The organism is Providencia sp. PROV209 (assembly GCF_028479485.1).
In the GTDB taxonomy this organism is placed as follows: Bacteria; Pseudomonadota; Gammaproteobacteria; order Enterobacterales; family Enterobacteriaceae; genus Providencia; species Providencia alcalifaciens.
Window position 1 is genome coordinate 470342 of record NZ_JAMPNR010000001.1, and the last position, 17035, is coordinate 487376.

Annotated in this window: 14 protein-coding genes; 9 read left to right on the plus strand and 5 right to left on the minus strand. The window is 42.9% G+C overall.

Annotated elements, in window-relative coordinates; genetic code table 11:
- The first annotated feature begins 13 nt into the window (after positions 1 to 13).
- From PR795_RS02225 to PR795_RS02240, 4 genes are all read left to right on the plus strand, one after another.
- Positions 14 to 1633: a bifunctional metallophosphatase/5'-nucleotidase gene (locus tag PR795_RS02225; protein WP_006661440.1), complete on the plus strand. Its 1620-nt coding sequence runs from the start codon at positions 14 to 16 to the stop codon at positions 1631 to 1633.
- Positions 1634 to 1929: 296 nt separating this feature from the next.
- On the plus strand, positions 1930 to 3234 hold the full coding sequence (locus tag PR795_RS02230; protein WP_006660822.1) for an NAD(P)/FAD-dependent oxidoreductase: 1305 nt from the start codon (positions 1930 to 1932) through the stop codon (positions 3232 to 3234).
- Positions 3235 to 3752: 518 nt separating this feature from the next.
- On the plus strand, positions 3753 to 4355 hold the full coding sequence (umoD, locus tag PR795_RS02235) for a UmoD family flagellar biogenesis regulator (RefSeq protein WP_272516601.1): 603 nt from the start codon (positions 3753 to 3755) through the stop codon (positions 4353 to 4355).
- A 4-nt stretch (positions 4356 to 4359) separates the two neighbouring features.
- Positions 4360 to 4725, plus strand: a complete 366-nt coding sequence (locus tag PR795_RS02240) for a tetratricopeptide repeat protein (protein WP_006661441.1) — start codon at positions 4360 to 4362, stop codon at positions 4723 to 4725.
- A gap of 88 nt (positions 4726 to 4813) precedes the next feature.
- Here the strand turns inward: PR795_RS02240 and mfd are convergent, their stop codons facing one another.
- The gene (mfd, locus tag PR795_RS02245) at positions 4814 to 8260 is read right to left on the minus strand and encodes a transcription-repair coupling factor (RefSeq protein ID WP_006661442.1); all 3447 of its coding nucleotides are present in this window, start codon (positions 8258 to 8260) and stop codon (positions 4814 to 4816) included.
- A gap of 227 nt (positions 8261 to 8487) precedes the next feature.
- Between mfd and lolC the strand changes: the two genes are divergently transcribed.
- Genes lolC through lolE form a run of 3 tightly spaced genes read left to right on the plus strand, consistent with a single transcriptional unit; the run spans position 8488 to position 11631 of the window.
- Entirely contained in the window at positions 8488 to 9690 is a 1203-nt protein-coding gene (gene lolC / locus PR795_RS02250; protein WP_036975479.1) for a lipoprotein-releasing ABC transporter permease subunit LolC, read from the plus strand.
- Positions 9683 to 10384 (plus strand): lipoprotein-releasing ABC transporter ATP-binding protein LolD, encoded by a 702-nt coding sequence (lolD, locus tag PR795_RS02255; RefSeq protein ID WP_006660827.1) that lies wholly within the window; start codon positions 9683 to 9685, stop codon positions 10382 to 10384. Before lolC ends, lolD begins: the two co-directional genes overlap by 8 nt.
- On the plus strand, positions 10384 to 11631 hold the full coding sequence (gene lolE / locus PR795_RS02260) for a lipoprotein-releasing ABC transporter permease subunit LolE (protein ID WP_006660828.1): 1248 nt from the start codon (positions 10384 to 10386) through the stop codon (positions 11629 to 11631). Before lolD ends, lolE begins: the two co-directional genes overlap by 1 nt.
- 39 nt (positions 11632 to 11670) lie before the next feature.
- Here lolE and PR795_RS02265 read toward each other — a convergent pair whose 3' ends face one another.
- From PR795_RS02265 to PR795_RS02275, 3 genes are all read right to left on the minus strand, one after another.
- Positions 11671 to 12222, minus strand: a complete 552-nt coding sequence (locus tag PR795_RS02265) for a class IV adenylate cyclase (RefSeq protein ID WP_272516602.1) — start codon at positions 12220 to 12222, stop codon at positions 11671 to 11673.
- A 132-nt stretch (positions 12223 to 12354) separates the two neighbouring features.
- Entirely contained in the window at positions 12355 to 13536 is a 1182-nt protein-coding gene (locus tag PR795_RS02270; RefSeq protein WP_181480026.1) for an SGNH/GDSL hydrolase family protein, read from the minus strand.
- A gap of 30 nt (positions 13537 to 13566) precedes the next feature.
- Positions 13567 to 14172 (minus strand): TetR/AcrR family transcriptional regulator, encoded by a 606-nt coding sequence (locus tag PR795_RS02275; protein ID WP_036961329.1) that lies wholly within the window; start codon positions 14170 to 14172, stop codon positions 13567 to 13569.
- A 187-nt stretch (positions 14173 to 14359) separates the two neighbouring features.
- On the opposite strand from PR795_RS02275, the gene PR795_RS02280 reads away from it, so the two are divergent.
- A complete protein-coding gene (locus PR795_RS02280; protein ID WP_272516603.1) occupies positions 14360 to 15337 on the plus strand; it encodes an alpha/beta fold hydrolase in 978 nt (325 codons plus the stop codon).
- Positions 15338 to 15410: 73 nt separating this feature from the next.
- Here the strand turns inward: PR795_RS02280 and PR795_RS02285 are convergent, their stop codons facing one another.
- Positions 15411 to 15908: a TIGR00645 family protein gene (locus PR795_RS02285; protein ID WP_006661450.1), complete on the minus strand. Its 498-nt coding sequence runs from the start codon at positions 15906 to 15908 to the stop codon at positions 15411 to 15413.
- 294 nt (positions 15909 to 16202) lie between these two features.
- On the opposite strand from PR795_RS02285, the gene cobB reads away from it, so the two are divergent.
- Positions 16203 to 17027: a Sir2 family NAD+-dependent deacetylase gene (cobB, locus tag PR795_RS02290; RefSeq protein ID WP_181480918.1), complete on the plus strand. Its 825-nt coding sequence runs from the start codon at positions 16203 to 16205 to the stop codon at positions 17025 to 17027.
- Positions 17028 to 17035 lie beyond the last annotated feature (8 nt).

Genomic DNA, 17035 nt, shown 5'->3' on the forward strand with positions numbered 1-17035 from the left:
AGGCAATTAATAAATGAATCATAAAATAAGTTTAGTGACATTGCTGGTTTCAGGTGCCCTGTTAGCAGGTTGTGCCACGAAACAGACTGATACGGTTAAAGTTCAAGTCATTGGTATTAATGATTTCCATGGCGCATTGCAAGCGCCTGGAGATGGCAAACTTGGCGGTATTGAGTCGATTGCGACATTAGTGAAGCAGTTAAAAGCAGAAAATGACAACACGATTATTGTGGGTGCTGGCGATTTAGTGGGCGCAAGCCCATTACTTTCTTCCATGTTCTACGATGAACCAACCATTGAGGCTCTGAGCGCAATTGGTCTTGAGACCAGTGCCGTGGGTAACCACGAATTCGACAAAGGTAAAGTTGAATTACTGAGAAAGCAAAATGGTGGATGTCATCCTACGGCGGGCTGTGTAGGAAAAGAATCCTTTGCGGGGGCTGATTTTAACTATTTAGCCGCTAACGTGATTGTAAAAGAGACAGGTGAAACATTATTCCCATCTTATTACGTGAAACAGTTTGATGGTGTGCCAATGGCATTCATTGGCTTAACGCTGGAAGGAACACCAGCCATTGTTACGCCGAGTGGTACTGCGGGCTTAGAATTTAAAAATGAAGCTGAGACCATTAACCAACAAGTTAAACTACTAAAAGCGCAGGGTATTCGTAGTATTGGTGTCTTGATCCACGAAGGGGCAACTCAACAAGTGGATACCAAAGTGAAAGACATTAACCGTTGCGATAATATCAAAGGGCCAATTGTTGAGATTGTTAAACAGCTTGATGCCGATGTGGATTTTGTCGTGAGTGGACATACACACCAAGCCTATAACTGTGACATCAATGGTAAAAAAGTCATTTCAGCGCAATCGAACGGGACGTTGCTGTCTCAATTGAATATTGAAATTGATAGAAAAACCAAAGACATTGTCAGCATTAATGCGAAAAACATTCCGGTTGAAACCAGCCGTTATGGTAAAGACCCGAAACTAAGCCGTTTTATTCAGAACTACGAGCGCATCTCAAAACCGATTGCAGAGCAGGTGATGGGCACCTTAAGTGCTCCCGCAGATAAAAAATTAGCTGCTGGTGGTGATTCCACTTTGGGTAAAATTATCGCGGATGCTCAGTTATATGTCGCAGCCACCCCAGATGCGGGCGGCGCCCAAATTGCCTTTATGAACAGCGGTGGTATTCGTGCTGATCTCAAAGCAGGGGAGCTGACCTACGGTGATATCTTTACGGTGCAGCCATTCTCAAATGTCGTGGTGACGCAATCTCTAACAGGTGAGCAAATTAAACAAGCGTTAGAGCAACAGTGGGATCGTGAACGTCCGCAAGTCATGCCGGTTTCCCACGGTTTTTATTACGAATGGGATGACAGCCGTGCGGTAGGCGATAAAGTGATTGCAGGCTCGATGAAATTAAATGGCAAGCCAATCGATATGAAGAAAAGCTATCGTGTTGCAGCAAATGAATTTTTAGCCACAGGCGGTAGCCGCTTCTCAGCCTTTAAACAAGGTAAAGATCGTATTTATAGCTTGCCAGACAACGAAGCATTGATGAAATACTTCAAAGATAACTCGCCAGTTCAGTTACCAACGGACGAGCGTATTAAAAAACTGAAGTAAAATACCCTCACAAAATACTAGGTTTCAAGCCCGAGAATAACGCCATTCTCGGGCTTTTTTGTTTTAAATCGACATTCCGCTGACTCGTTTCTTTTTTTTCAAAAAATGATTTGACGATTGTGATCGTTGTCATAATAATCAACTAAATTGATTTGCATCAACATTTGGTATGACCAAATGTCCATGCATGATATTCTTCACGACTAAGCAACATAAAAAAGGGTGAATTAGCGTTATTTAAGTTTTTTGTTATTAGAAACCTTAAATAACATTAATATATTTTATATGAGGGGCATATGACCTTAACTCAACCTAAAATCGTTGTTGTTGGCGGTGGTGCTGGTGGCTTAGAACTGGCAACTCGTTTGGGGCGTAAATTAGGACGCAAAAAACGTGCGGATATCACGCTAATTGACCGTAATCCAAGCCATTTATGGAAACCACTGCTACATGAAGTCGCAACGGGTTCGCTCGATGATGGTGTTGATGCTATTAGCTATTTAGCGCATGCAAGACATAATGCATTTCATTTTCAATTAGGTTCTCTCACGAATATTGACAGAGAAAATAAAAAAGTCGTTCTCGGTGAATTGCGTGATAAAGACGGAGAACTATTAGTCCCGCTACGTGAAATTGATTACGATATTTTAGTGATGGCGTTGGGTAGTGCCTCCAATGATTTTGGTACGCCGGGCGTCAAAGACAACTGTATTTTCCTTGATAGCCCAACCCAAGCACATCGTTTCCATGATGAAATGTTGAACCTGTTCTTGCGTTATTCAGTACGCGATAATGCTGAAGAGAAAGTGAATATCGCGATTGTAGGCGGCGGGGCAACAGGTGTAGAGCTCTCTGCCGAGTTATATAACGCTGTAGAGCAACTCACCAGCTATGGTTTCAAAGGGTTAGATACAGATGCGTTGAATGTGACTTTAGTAGAAGCAGGGGAGCGTATTTTGCCCGCATTGCCTCCACGTATTTCCAGTGCAGCCCATCAAGAACTGAACAAACTTGGCGTGAAAGTATTAACAAAAACCATGGTAACCAGTGCCGATGCGGATGGTTTAAATACCAAAGAAGATGGCAAAATTTATGCGGACTTAATGGTATGGGCAGCGGGGATCAAAGCGCCAGACTTTATGAAAGATATTGCTGGGTTAGAAACTAACCGCATTAACCAATTAGTGGTTAAACCGACACTACAAACTACGCTGGATGAGCACATTTTTGCGATTGGTGATTGCGCATCTTGTGCAAAACCGGAAGGCGGATTTGTTCCACCGAGAGCACAATCTGCTCACCAAATGGCGAGCCTATGCTATGACAATATCGTGGCATTAATGAAAGATAAGCCATTAAAAAATTATATCTATAAAGACCACGGTTCATTAGTTTCATTATCTCGTTTCAGTACCGTGGGTAGCTTGATGGGGAACTTAATGCGTGGCGATATGATGGTAGAAGGGCGTATTGCGCGTTTTGTCTACATTTCACTGTATCGTATGCACCAGATCGCACTGCATGGCTATATCAAAACAGGCCTAATGATGCTTGTCGGTAGTATTAACCGCATTATTCGACCAAAACTGAAATTACATTAATCGGCGATTATTGATTATTTTCAGTACCGTCATCATAAGAATGCACACGATTATTGGTGAATAATTGTGTGCATTCTCTAATCTGAATGAACATATATTAAAATATGTTATTGCGGTTTATCAAAAACGACACATATATTTTAATTACTATCCATTAAACACACACTATAAACGTCGCTAATTAACTCAATGAGTTTGAGTTAAGTGTGATTTAATACAAAAAAACAGCATATTATTAATTAGGATAATGTCACTGTACTCATTCATAGATAAAATTAATTTTATTTATTAAAAACAAATGGGTAGGTAATTTCCCCCTAATTATGTAATATATTGAAACTGATTTGGTTAATTATTTACGCTTATTCACGGTAAACTTATTACGCGCAAGTAAATAAGATGTAAGTCTTCTATTCAGACAAATCTAAAAAACCATATTTATTGTATGTTATTAATGTAGTTGATAATAGATAGGCTACAATAGCTATCACATTCACTTTTCAATCAAAGGGCAAAGAATGAAGCTAAAAATTAAGTTGTTACTAGCCGCATTTGTTGCCGTTTGCTTAATTGTTGTCGGTTATTTCTCTTTTGTTCGCAGTGATGAGCTGAAAATTGCGACGGTATTATCTACTGAGCCTATTCGTGCGACGCGAATGATTGAACATGAAAATTGTTCAGTGACGGGGATTTTGGGTTCATTTACGCAAGAGTCGTTATCCCGTTGGCACCCAGCTCAGCGAGAATGTAGAACCATCTTAATGATTCAATCCTTACAAGGTAAATCATTCCTCCCATTTTCCAGTCATGAACCGAGAACTTGCGTCATCACCAAAAGTTTGGAACAAATTATAGTCGGCTATGATGTTATTTACCGTATTGGCGATACGATTGGTAAAGTGAGAATGCCGTATGAACCAACGGTGTTTATTCCTTTAAATGAAAATGGGCAGTTAGATTTAACCATCTCCAGCAACGCTGCGTGTGAAACGTTGCGTGAAGGTACAAAAGATATTTTGCCATTCTATTGTATGAAGCCTAACGATCTACCCAAATCCTATCAACCGTCCACCATACTTGAAGTGAAAACAGGTAAAAATACCTTTGGGTTATTTGAGTAACGTAATGACGAGCCTATTCAAAAAATTACAGAGGTTCTTGGGTGTTACCTCAGCGGACTTGCTACCGTTAAATGAATTAATGCTGAACGCTAAAAGTGGAGATGCGCAAGCACAATACCAAATTGCCACCCTATATGATGTAGGCGAAGGGGTTGAAGAAGATGAGGCAAAAGCGATTGAATGGTATTTGAAAGCGGCTACGCAAGGGCACTCACAAGCGCAATACATGATGGGGATGATGTGTGAAACCAGCGAGCATTTATCGGTTGAGTCTCATCAAGCTTTGGAATGGTTTCTAAAATCGGCGGCGCAAGGTAACAGTGATGCGCTCGGTCATTTAGAGGCAATAGGATACTCCAATAAAAAGTAATCATCTCACCTAAATTACATTCAGACAGTATAAAAAAGCCATCAGATTCAACATGAATTGATGGCTTTTTTGTTGTTCAATATTGAGCCTATGAAGCTAGCTGATGTTCATCAAAATCAGCAACAAGCTGTTTTATAAATGCTAAGCGAGTGGCTCTGTCCGATAAATCATGGAAGAATTTTAATCGAACAGGACCTTCCATACGGAAGGTTTTAGGTTGATTTTGCAGTAAGCTAATCAGGAACATTGGGTCAACTTTATTGCGCTCATTGAATTCAATAAAGCCGCCTTTTTCGTGGGCTTCAATACGCTTCATACCCAGCTTTTGAGCTTGTAAACGAATGCCTGCTGTAGATAGCAAGAATTTACCCGCATCCGGTAATGTCCCAAAACGGTCAATTAATTCAGTCCGGAGTTCATCCAGCTCAGTGTGATCTTTAGCGCTAGCAATCCGTTTATAGAATGAAAGGCGAATATTTACATCATGGATATACTCATCAGGAAGTAGCACTGGCATACGCAATTCCACCTCTGTTTGCTGATGAGTCAGATCTTCAAGTGACGGCTCTCGTCCTTCTTTCAGGGCGTCGACCGCACTTTCCAATAACTCCATGTATAGAGTGAAACCGATCGTGGTCATTTGTCCGCTTTGATCTTCACCTAATAACTCACCTGCACCACGAATTTCCAGATCATGAGTTGCCAATGCAAATCCAGCACCTAAATCTTCAAGAGAGGATATTGCTTCGAGACGTTTTTGCGCATCGGTTGTCATAGCTTTTGGATGTGGTGTGAGCAGGTAGGCGTAAGCTTGGTGGTGGGAACGACCCACACGACCGCGTAATTGGTGTAACTGCGCCAAACCAAAGTGGTCGGCTCGCTCAATAATAATCGTATTGGCGGTTGGGATATCAATACCTGTTTCAATAATTGTTGTGCAGATCAAAACGTTAAAGCGTTGATGGTGAAAATCTGTCATCACACGCTCAAGCTCACGTTCACGCATTTGCCCATGACCGACAACGAATCGTGCTTCAGGCACTAGTGTTTCAAGGCGTGCTTTGGCTTTTTCGATATTTTCGACATCGTTATATAAATAGTAAACCTGACCCCCACGCAGAGTTTCACGTAGAATGGCTTCGCGCACGACTAAATCATCATATTGGCGTACAAAGGTTTTCACGGCTAAACGGCGAGCTGGTGGGGTGGCGATAATCGATAAATCACGCATGCCACTCATTGCCATATTCAAGGTTCGTGGAATTGGCGTTGCGGTTAAGGTGAGAATATCGACATCGGCTCGCATCGCTTTAATACGCTCTTTGTGGCGAACGCCAAATCGATGCTCTTCGTCCACAACCAGCAAACCGAGATCTTTCCATTGAATATCGCTTTGTAGCAATTTATGAGTGCCAATCAAAATATCAACTTTACCTTCTGCGGCTTCAGCAATAATTTGTTGTTGTTCTTTCGCCGTTTTAAAGCGCGATAACATTTCTATACGCACAGGCCAATTGGCAAATCGGTCACGGAAATTATCGTAATGCTGCTGCGCTAATAATGTGGTGGGAACCAGTACCGCAACTTGCTTATTATTATTGATGGCCAAGAATGCTGCGCGCATCGCCACTTCTGTTTTACCAAAACCAACGTCGCCACAGACTAAGCGATCCATCGCCAACGGTTGGCACATATCACTTAATACCGCGTTAATTGCCATCTCTTGGTCTGGGGTGGTCTCAAATGGGAAGCCTTGGCAAAATTCTTGGTATTGCTCTTTATCATGTTTAAATGCAAAGCCGGCTTTGGCGGCACGTTGAGCGTAAATATCCAGAAGTTCAGCGGCCACATCACGCACTTTTTCCGCTGCTTTTTGGCGCGCACGTCCCCAACTATCGCTACCCAGTTTATGCAGCGGTGCATTTTCATCGGCACCTCCTGCATAGCGGCTAATCAAATGCAATGAAGAGACGGGCACATACAGTTTATCTTCACCAGCATAGGTAAGAATTAAATATTCTGCAGGAATACCCCCAGCTTCTAGGGTGATTAAACCTTGGTAACGACCAACCCCATGCTCAATATGTACCACGGGCTGACCAGGACGTAATTCCGCAAGGTTGCGAATCAGTGTATCGGTATTGATAGTTCGACGTTGATCACTGCGGCGACGCACCACGCGTTCACCCAGTAAGTCACTTTCACAAATTAAAGCGCGGTGACTTTCGGGCTGGATGAAGCCATGTTCTGCTGCGCCAATGGTGATGGCAAATCGACCTTGAGTTTGGCTGAAGTAATTGCTGATGATGTCAGGACGAATTTTTAGGCGCCCAAGTAGTTCACTGACCGTTTCACGACGACCTTCACTCTCAACAGAAAACACGATAGTGCCATCAAATTGTTCGGTGAATTGTCGCAACTTTTCTAGCGGATTTTTACCTTGTCCTTGCGTGCTAATATCAGGAAGTGGCTGATAATCTAAATTGGTATTAGCGGCTTTTTTAGGCAGTTTTTCCGTAGAAAGCTGAACACGAGGCCAATTTTTTAAGTTTTGATTCAGTTGTTCAACGGTTAACCATAATTCGCTTGGCGGAAGTAATGGGCGCATTGGGTCAACGCCACGGTTTTCATAACGTTGCTGAGCATCTTGTTGGAAGCGTTCAGCGGGTTCTTGTAAGTTTTGTGAAACAAACAGGGTATTGGCAGGTAGATATTCAAACAAAGACGGTAATGGCTCCGCAAAGAACAAGGGTTGCCAATATTCAATACCGCTTGGTAGTGTTTGTTTGCTGACTTGCTGATAAATATGTTCTGGGTCACGGCGAACTTCAAAGCGTTCACGCCATTGACTACGAAAGCGCTCGATAGCGTCTTTATCTGTCGGAAATTCGTGCGCTGGAAGTAAATTGATGGCATTAACTTCTTCTAAGGTACGCTGGGTATCCACGTCAAAGGTGCGCAGGCTGTCAATCTCGTCATCAAAAAAGTCGATACGAAAGGGGAAATCGCTTCCCATCGGGAAAAGGTCAAGCAAAGCCCCGCGAATCGCATATTCACCATGCTCTAGCACTTGTTCTACATGGCGGTATCCCGCTTTATCCAGCTCTTCGCGAAGGTTATCACGCGAGAGCTTATCGCCTTTTGCCATCACTAAAGCATGCCCAGCAAGGAAATCGACAGGGCAGACTTTCTGCATCAAGGTATTGACCGGCAGAATCAACGCCCCTTTTTGCAAGGTTGGTAAGCGGTATAGCGTGGATAAACGGTGAGAAATGATTTCTTGATGCGGCGAAAAATTATCGTAGGGTAGCGTTTCCCAATCAGAGAGGGTTTCGATCGGATATTGGGTAAACTGTTGAAGTTCATCATGAACACGCAATGCATTTTGCATATCACGGGTGACAATGACGACAGGTCCTTGATGGCGCTCGATCATCTCTGCACATTCTAAAGGACCCGCAGCACCGATTAAACAGCCTAAATGGCGGACATCTCCAGCACGACTTGGAAGTTCATAACGATAATTTGACGACATAGAAATATTCAGCTTCTCATAGCTAACTAGTTAATTAATGATTAGTTAGGCAATTAAAAATTAATTAAACGACCCACAGAACTCATTGAGTAGTCTGAAAGTGATCTAAACAAATAGTATTAATAACAAAAAAAACCACAAAAGCGCGGTTGGGTGGTTCCATTCATCTATCGTACCCTTTATTATCCCTGAACACTTCGCTTTGGCAACAGGGACATTACGTTTTCATGCATCAATCTGTCTCACTCTTTATAGGTCTACGCTATATGCGTGGGCGTGCGGTCGATAAATTTGGACGTTTTGTGTCCAGCTTGTCGGCGATTGGCATTACGCTTGGTGTTGCGGCATTGATTACCGTAACGTCCGTGATGAATGGTTTCGAACGTTCGTTACAAGATAGCATACTTGCTTATATGCCACAGGCTATATTGACTTCAAGTACCGGAAATATCGATCCTAATCAACATCCTATTACGGACTTGAAAAATTTACACGGCGTGAAAAAAATCGAGCCGATTGTTCAATCGGAAGTGGTTTTGCAAAGCCGAACGAACGTCGGGGTGGGGATGATGAGCGGAATTCGTTCTGATGAATCCTCATTGCTTCTGGATAAGCTGATCAGCGGCGATCGCCACGATTTAATTGATGGCGAATATAACGTTTTTCTCGGGAATCGACTGGCAGAAACACTCGGTGTGAAACGTGGTGACCAAATCCGTTTAATCATTCCTGGTGTCAGTCAACTCACGCCAATGGGACGCATACCAAGCCAACGCTTATTCACGGTTGCGGGCATTTTCCAAACGAATGGGGAAGCAGATACCAGTGAGCTGATCGTTGCTCAACCGGATGCAGCGCGTATGTTGCGTTATCCTGCGGGGAATATTACAGGCTGGCGCTTATACCTAGATGAACCATTACAAGTGGATGTGGCAAGTAAGCAGACGCTGCCAGAAGGCTTAGTTTGGACAGATTGGCGTGAGCGCAAAGGTGAGTTTTTCCAAGCTGTCAGAATGGAAAAAAACATGATGGGGCTATTACTGAGCCTGATTATTGCCGTTGCAGCGTTTAATATTATTACGTCGTTATCGTTATTAGTGATGGAAAAACAAGGCGAAGTCGCGATTTTGAAAACCTTAGGGCTAAAGCGTAGTAAAATTCTGACTATCTTTATGATCCAAGGCGCAGGAGCGGGCATTATTGGTACTTTAATTGGTACTGTTCTGGGCACGCTACTATCGAGCCAATTAAATGTCATTATGCCGTTAATTGGCTTATTACCACGTGGAGTTACACTCCCGATTGTACTCGATTATCCGGGTATTCTAATTATTGCGCTTTGCGCGATGCTGATTTCTTTGCTGGCGACGCTTTATCCTTCTTGGCGTGCGGCAGCGGTTCAACCTGCTGAGGCTTTACGATATGAATAACCAACCACTTCTGGTCTGTGAACATTTAAGCAAAATTTATCAAGAAGGCACACTCTCCACAGAAGTGTTAAAAAATGTCAGCTTCACGATGAACGAAGGCGAAACAATGGCTATCGTTGGGAGTTCAGGTTCAGGGAAAAGTACCTTATTACATTTACTGGGTGGGCTAGATACACCGTCTCAAGGTAATGTTATTTTCCGCGGGCAGCATATTAACCAGCTTTCATCGGATGCGCGTGCGGCTATTCGAAATAAAGACTTAGGCTTTATTTATCAGTTTCACCACTTATTACCTGATTTTACTGCATTAGAAAATGTGGCAATGCCGCTGTTAATTGGTGGTGTGGCAAAAGCGACTGCGTTAGCGAAAGCGACTGAAATGTTGACGGCAGTAGGGCTTGAGCATCGCGCAAATCATCGCCCATCAGAGCTATCGGGCGGGGAACGTCAACGAGTGGCCATCGCACGAGCGCTCGTAAATGACCCTGCATTAGTCTTGGCAGATGAGCCTACGGGTAACCTCGACTTACGTAATGCGGATGCAATTTTTGAATTGCTAGGGGAATTAAACCGCAAGCAAAAAACGGCGTTTTTGGTGGTTACCCACGATATGAAACTTGCAAATCGTTTATCCCGTCGTTTAGAAATGCGTGATGGCCATCTGCAACAGGAAATTACGTTGGGGGCAATGTAATGATTAACATGCCACTGACGCTTTTAGCGGCATTGCGATTTAGCCGAGGACGCCGCAGGACAGGGATGGTGTCTTTGGTGTCGATTGTGTCGACGCTGGGCATTGTATTGGGTGTTGCGGTATTAATTATCGGTTTAAGTGCCATGAATGGCTTCGAGCGAGAGCTAAATAACCGAGTTCTCTCCGTGGTACCGCATGGGCAAATTTATGCAGTAGAAGCGCCTTATCAAGATTGGGAATTTGCTCAAAATGTCATTCGTAAAACGCCCGGTGTACAAGCGGTTAGCCCTTATGTGAATTTTACGGGGTTACTTGAGCGTGGTGCCAATCTTAAAGCAATTCAGATTATGGGCGTATCCCATGAAACAGAATCGCAAGTGAGTGCGTTACCTGAGTTTATTTTGAATGATGCTTGGCAGCACTTTGAGGCGGGGAAACAATCAATTATTTTGGGGCAAGGGGTTGCTAACTCGTTGAATGTGAAAGTAGGGGATTGGGTGACTATCATGATCCCTAATACTGATGACAGCATGAAAATTCAACAACCTAGACGCATTCGTGTTCAAGTCACGGGTATTTTTCGCTTAAGTGGTTTGCTTGACCATCAACTTGCTCTCGTTCCGCTGGCGGATGCTCAGGAATATTTAGGTTATGGTAATGGTATCAGTGGCTTTGAAATTAAAGCTAAAGATCCTTTTGAAGCCGATAAAGTGGTGTATGACGCGGGTCTTAAAACCATGCATCACGTTGTGGTGAAAAGCTGGATTGGCGATTACGGCTATATGTACAATGACATTCAAGTCGTACGTAGCGTCATGTACTTAGCGATGATTTTAGTCATCGGTGTAGCGTGCTTTAACATTGTTTCCACGTTGGTGATGGCAGTGAAAGACAAAAGTAGCGACATCGCTGTATTACGGACATTAGGGGCAAAAGATAGGCAAATTCGTGCGATCTTCCTGTGGTATGGGTTGATTGGTGGATTGATTGGCTCATTAATCGGTGTGGTGTTGGGAGTGCTAGTTTCGTTAAATTTGACGACGCTGATTAAAGGATTGGAAGTGATTATCGGTCATCCTATTTTATCCGGAGATGTCTATTTTATTGATTTCTTGCCTTCTGAGCTGCATGTGATGGATGTGGTTTATGTTCTCTTCACGACAGTGATTTTGAGTTTATTGGCAAGTTGGTACCCAGCACGACGTGCCAGTAAATTAGACCCAGCCCGTATTTTAAGCGGGCAGTAATCTATTCGGCGCGGATGATGATATTCGCGCCGCCTTTCATTATTTAGCCATACACTCGAGATAGATCTGCTTGTAGCTACGCGTTTCAATTAAGTCCTCATTAAAACCGTACTTTTCGGCGGTGGACAGTAACTTTATGTACAAGTTGTCTAACTCACTCTCATCATCAGTCATAATCGCAAATTCAGCAAACCAGCCAATGCCCTCTAAGTAGTCAATGGTGATATGGATATCATCTAAAAAGTAGATACTCCGTTGCTTAGCGAGGGTGAGGTAACACTGATAACCTAATGTGGTCAGCATATTTTTGACATGCTGGCAGTCTGCGATATCTATCGCTTTACATTCAGATGAACTGGGTCCTTTGACAATCCACAGTTTAATTCCTGATGGGGTCATCTCTCTGACCGACATACTGATGTTTTGTGTAGCTAACGGGTTATCAGGGTAATCAAAAAAATCATCAACTTCATGATTATTCACTGTTAATACTTCAGCGTTATCCTGGGTAAGTTGCGCCAGAAATGTGTCTGAATTGGGCAATATGAATTTAATTTCGGCTTCATACTTACCGACGAAATGTTCACTCATTCCGCTATCCAAGATGATTTAGGGTGGGAGCATAGTAACATAAAGGGTGATAATGAGACTGAAGATTATGTTAAGCCATATCAAAGAATGGCTAGTTAATGAGGCGCGAAGAAGTGTTCGCGCCTTGCTGTTTTAAATACCAATAATGTCATCAAGGGAAATCGCGTTGGCAATGAGTATATGCCCAGCATAATTAAGGTGGAGATGGTCACCAGAATCATAGACTAAAGCCAATTGTTGAGGTTTTTGAGGGTCGCGAACCCATTGTTCATTATCAATCACAGCATCAAATTCACCGCTGTTACGCATCCATTGATTCACTTCTTGGCGAATGACTTCTTTCTCGGGAGTATAGAAATTTTCTAATCCATATTCTTCTGTAGAACGTAATGGAACGAGCGTGACACCCACTACGCGAATATGATGTTCATGAGCTTGGCGAATTAATTGCCGATACCCTTCGATTAATTCATAGGCAGTCGGTATACAGTTTATTGGGGCGAGGGCTGTTTGCGCGAGCCCAATATCATTTAAGCCGACTTGAACGATACACGTGGTGACGCCCTCCAAGTCAATAACATCGCGATGAAAGCGAGATAATGTACTGATCCCAATGCCATCTTTTAGCAAACGGGACCCCGATTGCCCTGCATTGACTACGGCGGTTTTATGAGAAATGGCACGCTCGGCAAGGAAATCAACCCAGCGATGATAACGATTCGTCTCGACGCCGTTACCATCTACCATCGAATCGCCAATCACGACAACCGTTTGATTATGTGTATCGGATTGAGTATCAACGCGTTCTAATAATAAACGCGAACTGATTGGCATACTGTTATTGGGATAGGCTTTATGAACACAGTTGCCTGATGCTAATTGAGAGTAGTGACGAGCATCCCAATGGAAGGTTTCCACGGGAGTGAGCTCAGGAAAGTAGCTGAGCAATATTATCTCGGATAAATCGGCGATGGGATGCGCTATTTCATCACTGTATATCACTTGCCCCGCAGGGATAGTGACCTGAGCTTGACCATTAAACTGAATAGGAGCCGTCCATGATTCTCCTAAAGGGGGCGTCACGGTAATGGCGTTATCTCCTAGAACTAAAGGTTGAGAGCCATAGCGGTTTGAGAAAACAAAACGCAGTTTGTTACCCCCTAACGTGATACGTAATGTTTGGTATAAGGTTTGTTCGCACAATGATGTTGGTATTTCCAGAGAAAATGGAAATGCTTCGTCCGTTGTGGGTTGTGAGGTAGAAAGCCATGTACATACCCATGAATGATGGGCGGATGCATTTAATGGTGACATTGTGCTTTATCCTAGAAATCACGCTTAAAATTAGCGTGTTGATGTTGCTGTAAATGAATCAAAACCACGCATTGCAACATTCACCATGGCCAGTAAATGTGTTTGACTCACTCCATCGCGCGCTTGAATGGAAATGCCATGAAATAGTGTTGCAATATAATGACCTAACGCTTGAGTGTCGGTATTAGAGGGTAAATCACCCGCGATCACGCCATCTTTTAGGCGCTGCATGATAGCCGTAGTACGAGCTTGTCGATAACTGGCTAACCAAGACATGATATTTTCATTTTCACTGGCATAGTTAGTGAGTGAGAGTACCACCATACAGCCTTGAGGATGTTCTTTCTGGGTATAGGTTTCTACGGCTTGGGTTAACAATTGCTCTATAGCGAAACGGGTATTGGGTTCTTGCAGGGCAGTATCTGCAAAAGCACCTTCTTGATTAAGATAAAGATCAATAGCTTCACGAAAAAGATTCTCTTTTGAGCCAAATGCGGCATAAATACGTGCAGATGCAATTCCCAGTGCAGACACTAAATCAGACATCGACGTGCCTTCATAGCCCCGCTGCCAAAAGACAAGCTTAGCTTTATTCAATGCCGCGTCACGGTCGAACTCTCTCGGTCTTCCTGCCATAACAATTGCTCCTCTATGTGATAATGCATTCATATTATCACTTCTTTGTCGAATGACAAATAATTATTGTTTATCGATTGACAAAGAATTGAAAAAACCTTTAACCTATTTATTGTTGATCGACAAATAATTGATGCGACTCGTGAATGAGTGGCTTTTTACTCACATAAAAGTGTATGGAACAAATATGAATTCGGTATTTAAAAAGGTGTTGCTCGTCTCCCTGATGACGCTCTCTTTGCAAGCAACAGCTACGTTAGCAGCAGGAAATCTAACTCAAACAGTCAAAAGTGCTGCGCTTCCAACCATTGAGGCGAATGAAGCCAGCTTTCAACATCACTATGTGAAAGTGAACGGGCAGCGCCTTCACTATGTTACCGCAGGGGAAGGGGAGCCGGTATTATTGATTCCTGGCTGGCCGCAAACGTGGTATACATGGCGTTATGTGATGACAGAACTTGCTGCTAATGGTTATACCGCGATTGCTGTCGATCCACTGGGAACAGGGTATTCAGATAAGCCAGACAAGGGCTATGATACGGGCGCTGCCGCAACGACATTACACGAAATGATGAAGCAATTGGGTCATCCTCACTATTCAGTGATAGGGCATGATATTGGCATGTGGGTGGGGTATGCACTGGCGAGTGATTATCCATCAGAAGTGAACAAAATTGCGTTAACCGAAGCGGTTATTCCAGGGTTGGCACCTGCACCCAGTATCTTTGTTGCGCCTGAGGATAATATCTTTCTTTGGCATTTTATGTTTAACCAAGTCCATGATTTGCCTGAAATGCTGACCGCGGGCAAAGAGAGTGAGTATCTCAATTTTATCTTTGATAATTGGGCATATCGTCGTGATCGTGTTGCAGCACAAACTTATATTGATGCGTATTCTTCACCGGGCGGACTGAGAGCTGGGTTTGCTTACTATCGAGCTATCCCTAAAACTATCGAGCAAAATAAAGTGCGGGCGCAGAAAAAATTGACCATGCCAGTCTTGGCGATTGGGGCCGACCATGCAACACGAGATGCCCCACAACAGACGTTACAAGGGCGGGCGACTCAGTTACAAGGCACGATACTTGGTGAATGTGGTCACTTTGTGACAGAAGAGTGTCCTGAGCAATTAATGAGCCACATTTTGCCATTCTTAAAAAAATAATGGACACACCGTAGGTTAATCAAAAAGGAAGCTAACATTGGCTTCCTTTTCTGTCTATTAGCTGTATTAGTGATTAATACTTGTTTTTTTTGGTCATTTTATCGAGATAGCCCATTACAAACGCCGACAGCACGAAGGTCAGATGTAATATCACGTACCACATAAGTTTATCGTTTTCGACGTTTTTGAGGTTCATGAAAATTTTTAATAAGTGGATTGATGAAATGGCGACAATGGAGGCTGCCACTTTATTTTTCAATGAGGTGGCATCCATCGTGCCAATCCAATTGAGTTTTTCATGATGATCTGACAAGTTTAACTGCGAGACGAAGTTTTCGTAGCCTGAAAACATGACCATCACCAGTAAACCACCAACCAGCGCCATATCAATCAGTGAGAGCAGAGTTAGGATTAAATCTGACTCTGGAATGGCAAAAATATTTGGCAGGATATGAAAAACTTCTTGGAAAAATTTAATGGTTAACGCGAGCAATGTCAGCGATAGCCCTAAATAGATGGGTGCGAGGATCCAACGTGATGCGTACATCATTCTTTCAAAAAACTTTTCCATGCCAATCCTTCAAATTATAAAATCAAAAATAGAGAGATGATGGGTATTTTAGCGGTTAGGTGTGATGAGGATAAAGTTTTTTGTCATCAAAAAGTGAAAAAAATGTCCTTTTGATAATAAAAAAGTTATTAACTCGAGATTATTGGGATAATTGTTTTACTTTGCTGAGGATGATGGATGCTAGTATGTTACTATTCAAATTATGTATAAATGACATAATTATTGTCATTAGATTTTTTTACTAGAGTTGTATTTCGACAAATTCATTGCAAGGATGAAAGGAAATTTCCGATGTTGCGATTTCGCCGTAGAATGAAAAAAGCAAGTAAAAACAAATGCAAACGCCGTCAGCGACTTCGTAATCGTTCTTACTACATTGATAATAAACTGTTGTGTATGCAAAATATTAACGTGGTTGTATTAACGGGTGCGGGTATTTCTGCGGAGTCAGGAATTCAAACGTTTCGTTCAGCAGATGGTTTGTGGGAAGAGCATCGCGTAGAAGATGTTGCGACACCCGAAGGTTTTGCGCGTGACCCCCAATTAGTTCAGCATTTTTATAATGAACGTCGTCGCCAGTTACAGCAAGAGGATATTCAGCCAAACGCAGCGCACTATGCATTAGCAAAATTAGAGCACGCTCTTGGGGATAGATTTCTGCTCGTTACTCAGAATATTGATAATTTACATGAGCGTGCGGGTAGCAAGCGTGTTGTGCATATGCATGGAGAATTACTCAAAGTGCGTTGTAATTGGTCGAACCAAGTTCTGGAGTGGAAAGGGGATTTATCGGTTGAGGAACGTTGTCACTGTTGCCAATTTCCCCAACCTTTACGCCCGCACATCGTGTGGTTTGGGGAGATGCCATTTGAAATGGATAGGATCTACCAAGCATTAGGGGAAGCGACCCTGTTTATTTCGATAGGCACATCAGGACACGTTTATCCGGCAGCGGGCTTTGTGCATGAAGCGCGTTTGCAAGGGGCTCATACGGTGCAGCTAAACTTAGAACCTAGCCAAGTAGAAAGTGAATTTGAAGAGCGCCATTATGGTTTAGCGAGCAAAGTTGTGAGTGACTATGTGGATGACTTACTTGCAAAACTCAATCACAAATCATGATAATAGTA

What these genes read in the sequence shown, in the direction of transcription:
- umoD (WP_272516601.1), top strand. Translation starts at nt 3,753, where the DNA reads ATGAAGCTAAAAATTAAGTTGTTACTAGCCGCATTTGTTGCCGTTTGC.
- PR795_RS02280 (WP_272516603.1), top strand. Translation starts at nt 14,360, where the DNA reads ATGAATTCGGTATTTAAAAAGGTGTTGCTCGTCTCCCTGATGACGCTC.
- PR795_RS02285 (WP_006661450.1), bottom strand. Translation starts at nt 15,908, where the DNA reads ATGGAAAAGTTTTTTGAAAGAATGATGTACGCATCACGTTGGATCCTC.
- PR795_RS02265 (WP_272516602.1), bottom strand. Translation starts at nt 12,222, where the DNA reads ATGAGTGAACATTTCGTCGGTAAGTATGAAGCCGAAATTAAATTCATA.
- PR795_RS02270 (WP_181480026.1), bottom strand. Translation starts at nt 13,536, where the DNA reads ATGTCACCATTAAATGCATCCGCCCATCATTCATGGGTATGTACATGG.
- PR795_RS02230 (WP_006660822.1), top strand. Translation starts at nt 1,930, where the DNA reads ATGACCTTAACTCAACCTAAAATCGTTGTTGTTGGCGGTGGTGCTGGT.
- lolE (WP_006660828.1), top strand. Translation starts at nt 10,384, where the DNA reads ATGATTAACATGCCACTGACGCTTTTAGCGGCATTGCGATTTAGCCGA.
- mfd (WP_006661442.1), bottom strand. Translation starts at nt 8,260, where the DNA reads ATGTCGTCAAATTATCGTTATGAACTTCCAAGTCGTGCTGGAGATGTC.
- PR795_RS02225 (WP_006661440.1), top strand. Translation starts at nt 14, where the DNA reads ATGAATCATAAAATAAGTTTAGTGACATTGCTGGTTTCAGGTGCCCTG.
- PR795_RS02240 (WP_006661441.1), top strand. Translation starts at nt 4,360, where the DNA reads ATGACGAGCCTATTCAAAAAATTACAGAGGTTCTTGGGTGTTACCTCA.
- lolD (WP_006660827.1), top strand. Translation starts at nt 9,683, where the DNA reads ATGAATAACCAACCACTTCTGGTCTGTGAACATTTAAGCAAAATTTAT.
- lolC (WP_036975479.1), top strand. Translation starts at nt 8,488, where the DNA reads ATGCATCAATCTGTCTCACTCTTTATAGGTCTACGCTATATGCGTGGG.
- PR795_RS02275 (WP_036961329.1), bottom strand. Translation starts at nt 14,172, where the DNA reads ATGGCAGGAAGACCGAGAGAGTTCGACCGTGACGCGGCATTGAATAAA.